General features: G+C 61.6%; 4 protein-coding genes. All 4 read right to left on the bottom strand.

Annotated elements, in window-relative coordinates:
* A partial coding sequence (locus ACYVDE_RS15390) for a hypothetical protein (protein WP_460502422.1) occupies positions 1-562 on the bottom strand: 562 nt, incomplete at its 3' end.
* 174 nt (positions 563-736) lie between these two features.
* The gene (locus tag ACYVDE_RS15385; RefSeq protein ID WP_460502421.1) at positions 737-2,404 is read right to left on the bottom strand and encodes a M1 family metallopeptidase; all 1,668 of its coding nucleotides are present in this window, start codon (positions 2,402-2,404) and stop codon (positions 737-739) included.
* Positions 2,405-2,670: 266 nt separating this feature from the next.
* Positions 2,671-4,014, bottom strand: a complete 1,344-nt coding sequence (locus tag ACYVDE_RS15380; protein WP_460502420.1) for an ammonium transporter — start codon at positions 4,012-4,014, stop codon at positions 2,671-2,673.
* A gap of 50 nt (positions 4,015-4,064) precedes the next feature.
* Positions 4,065-4,460, bottom strand: a 396-nt coding sequence (locus ACYVDE_RS15375; RefSeq protein ID WP_460502419.1) for a hypothetical protein, incomplete at its 5' end; no start/stop codon positions are given.

The raw sequence follows: 4,460 nt of genomic DNA, 5'->3' as shown, positions 1-4,460 counted from the left end.
CGGCCAGCTGCTGGCTGCGGCCGGCCGGGGGCGGCGCGGGCTGGCCCTCGTAGAGCGCGCCGATTTCGTAGAGCAAGCCGTTGAGGATGCTTTGCAGGATGTTGTCCCGCGCCGGGCCGGGCGTGCGGTATTTCTGTTGCAGAAACCGAAAGGAATCGGCCAGGCTGGCGGCTTGGGCGGCTGAGAGCTGCAGCACGTAGGTGGGCGGCGCCACGAAAAAGCGCAGCTTGCCGGTGGCCGCGTTGTTGGTCGTGATAAAGTCCTTGGTGAAAAAGACGGACAGCGCCTCGTAATCGGCGGCGATGTGCAGCCATTGCTTGATAACGTCGGGCGTGGCCAGCACCAAGCAGTTGGGCCCGACGGCGTAGGTTTCCAGGTTCGCCTTCAGCTCGGCCGTGCCCCGCAGGCAGAGGCTGATTTTATAGTAGTCGCCGCGGTACGGCCGGTCCAGCGGAATCCGGGGTTTGGCCGGGGCCGCATAGTCGGGAAAGTAAACCGCTACCGGGCTTCCGTCGGAGGTGGCAAAAGCTTGGAGCTGGTAGGTGGGAATGTGCTCGCGCATCAGGAAAACGGGGTTGGTCAGGGCATATTTGGAAATTCAATAGAACGTCATGCTGAGCGCAGTCGAAGCATCTCTACCTCAGAAGTAATTCATATTTACTATTCTAGTAGAGATGTTTCGACTGCACTCAGCATGACGTTTCAGAAACCCTTTCTACAAAATCCGAATACGCTCTTAGTCAACCAGCACGCCGATGTAGAAGTTGAACGTATCCACCTCCAGCGTTTCGCGGGTGGCACCGGCCAGCTCCTTCATCTCCGTGAAACGGGCCGTGGGCTTGATAAATTGGTACTCGCCGCCCTTACGCCGCACCCGCACGGGCATGTCGAATTTAGGCACTTCGCTCACCCAGCGGGCCAGGGTTTTGCCATCCTCAAAGCGCACTTCGAGGATGGGCAGGCTGGCGTGGCGCAGGTACTGGTCGAATACTTTGCTGAAATCCTGGCCGCTCTCGCGGTTGAGATAGTCCATCACCTGCTGGCCGGTCACGGTCTGGTGGTAGAAGGTACTGCTGAGGCCGCGCAGAATCTGGCGCCACTTCTCGTCATTGTTCAAAATGGTGCGCAGGGTATTGAGCATGGCGCTGCCCTTGTCGTACATGTCGCCCGAGCCTTCCTTGTTCACCCCGTAGGGCCCGATGATGGGCTCGTCGTTCTGGATGTTGCGGCGCTGGCCGTGGATGTACTCCTGCCCCGCCTGCTTGCCAAACTGGCTTTCTACGAATAGCCCTTCCGAATAGCAGGTGAAACCCTCGTGCACCCACATATCGGCAATATCCTTGGTGGTAATGTTGTTACCGAACCATTCGTGTCCGCTTTCGTGAATGATGATGAAGTCCCACTTCGAGCCCCAACCGGTGTTGCTGCGGTCACGGCCGAGGTAACCGTTCTGATACTTGTTGCCGTAGGCCACGGCGCTCTGGTGCTCCATGCCCAGGTGCGGGGCATCCACGAGCTTGTAGCCGTCCTGGTACCACGGGTAGGGCCCGAACCAGCTTTCCATGCTCTTAAGCATGGGTTTCACGTTGGCGGCAAACTGGGTTTTGGCCTTGGCCACGTTCTCGGGCAGCACCCAGTAATCCAGCGTCAACAGGCCCTTCTCGCCCTGGTAGGAGTCGGAGAAATGCTGGTAGTCGCCCACGTTCAGGGCCACGTCGTAGTTGTTGATGGGGTTGCGCACGGCCCAGTCGAAGCGGGTGTAGCCATCCTTCAGCTTGGTGGTTTTGCGCAGGCGGCCATTCGATACGTCCTTCAGTCCCTGCGGCACGCTGATACTGATGAGCATGGAGTCGACCTCGTCGGCTTGCTGGTCTTTGGTGGGCCACCAGATGCTGGCGCCGGTGCCCTGGCAGGCTGTGGCCACCCAAGGCTTGCCGGCCGCATCCTGGGTGAAGACCATGCCGCCATCCCAAGGGGCCTTTTTAGCCACCGTGGGGTTGCCGGAATACTGCACCATGAACTCGTCGCGGCTGCCCTTGGCAATGGCTTTCGGGAACGTCACAAACACCGCATTGGCCTCCCGGGTGAAGGGCACGTCTTTGCCTTTGTAGCGCACCTTCTCCACCTGCAGGTTAGCAAACAGGTCGAATTGCAGCCGCGTAAAATCCTGCGTCGCGGTAAAGCGAAACAGGTTGGAACCGCTAATGAACCGCTTGGCCGGGTCCAGCCGAACATCAAGGTGGTAGTAGTTGAGGTCGTAGCAGGTGCGCAGCGGCGTGCTTAGGCTGCCGCGCAGCGAGTCGGCGCGGGTGAAGGTGGGCTTGGGTTGGAGCAGTTGGGCCTGGGCGGCGGGGCGGGCAGCGCCCAGCAGCAGGGCGGGCAGCGCGAGAGTCAGGAGTTTCATCGGCCGCAAAGATGGGCCAACCGGCCGTTGGCTGCGTGAAGCCGCGACCAAACGCCAAAAGGCCGGAGCTACTGCCCCGGCCTTCGGCGGTGTGATGTGTGCGCATCAGGATTGCGGAACCGGTGTAGAGACGCAACACTTCGCGTCTCGTCGTTGAACGATGAATTGAACGACAATGTGAGCGCGGCCCGGTTTCGTTTGGTGAGTAAACTTGCCCGGTGCCGTGCTCACGTCGTCGTTCAACGATGAGACGCAATTATGCGTCTCTACGCCCCTACCAGCAGCTGCTCTTCGTGCTGGCTCAGGTCGAGGCCCTGCAATTCCTCTTCCTCGCTCACGCGCAGCGGGGTCAGCAGGTCGGTGATTTTGAGCAGTGCAAACGAGGCCACGAACACGAAGGCCGACACCACTACCAGACTCAGCAGGTGCTTCAAGAATAGCTCGGTGCCGCCGTAGGCCAGGCCGTCGGTGGCGGCCGCATTCACAGCCTTGCTGGCGAAGATGCCCGTCATAATCAGGCCCACCATCCCGCCGATGCCGTGGCAGGGAAACACGTCGAGCGTATCATCAAGGCGCGATTTGGAGCGCAGGTGCGCAAAGAAGTTGCTCGTGATGCCGGCAATCACGCCGATGAAGATGCTCACCGGCACCGTCACGTAGCCCGAAGCGGGCGTTACGGCCACCAGGCCCACCACCGCGCCAATGCAGAAGCCCAGCGCCGAGAGCTTTTTGCCCCGCGCCACATCGAACAGCACCCAGGCCACGCCGGCCGCCGAAGCGGCCACGTTGGTCGTCGCAAAAGCACTTACGGCCAGCGCATTGGCCGCCGTGGCCGAGCCTGCGTTGAAGCCGAACCAGCCAAACCACAGCAGCCCCGTGCCCAGCAGCACAAACGGAATGTTAGCCGGCGGCAGCACCTCGGCCGAGCCGTGCGACTTGCGCGGCTTCAGGTACAGGGCCGAGGCCAGCGCGGCCCAGCCGGCCGACATGTGCACCACGGTACCGCCCGCAAAATCGAGCACGCCCAGCTTGAACAGGAAGCCGTCGGGGTGCCACACCCAGTGTGCCAGCGGCGCATACACCACCAGGCTGAACAGCACGATAAAGAGGATGTAGGACTTGAAGTTGATGCGCTCGGCAATGGAGCCCGTGATGAGTGCCGGCGTGATGATGGCGAACTTCATCTGGAAAAATGCGAACAGCATCAGCGGAATGGTGGGCGCCAGCGACCACGGCTTGCCATCGAGCACGTTGCGGAACAGGAAGAACGTGCGCGGGTCGCCAATAAACCCGCCGATGGAATCGCCAAACGACAGTGAGAAGCCCACCACCACCCACAGCAGGCTGATGATGCCCATGGCCACGAAGCTCTGCAGCATGGTCGAAATCACGTTTTTCGAGTTCACCATGCCGCCGTAGAAGAAGGCCAGGCCGGGCGTCATCAGTAGCACTAGGGCGGTGGCACACAGCATCCAGGCCGTATCGCCGGAGTTGATGCCGTCGGTAACGATGGTGGCGGGCAGCGCCGGGCGCATGGCGGCCAGCAGGCCCAGCGCCAGCAGCAGGATTAGCGGCACGTAGTTCGGTTTTTGCGTCGGGGTTGTTTGCATCGGTATTAAAGGTTAGAAAGTGAATGAAGCAGTACTAAATGCGGCACCGGCTACCAGTCGGCCGCGCGCGAAATCGGGGGCAACGGCGGCTTGGGCACGGCCAGCATGGCGGTTTTCAGCTCGCCGGCCAGGGCGGCCACGGTGGTGGCCGTGTCGTGGCGGTGGGCTTCCCAGAGCTTTTGCCAGCCGGGGGCCGTGGCGTCTTCCAAGGGTTTGGTTTTGCCGGTGGGCTGCAGGTGGGCGCTGCGGTCGTCCTGGTAGTAGGCGAAGGTGAAATCGGTGAACTGCGTGCGGTAGCGGCCATTTCTCACCTCCACCACAAGGCGGTAGCGCACCTTGCCGTGCAGGCGCTTGGTCACGTAGCCGTGGTCGTACATGCCGAACGCGTGGCTGGCCACCAGCCGCCTAGCCGCCGAGTCGGCCTCGGCCACCTCGTAGCCACGCCG

This window comes from Hymenobacter agri (genome assembly GCF_054778495.1).
The sequence above is the reverse complement of the archived record's forward strand: the minus strand, read 5'-3'. Positions and strand labels throughout refer to the sequence as shown.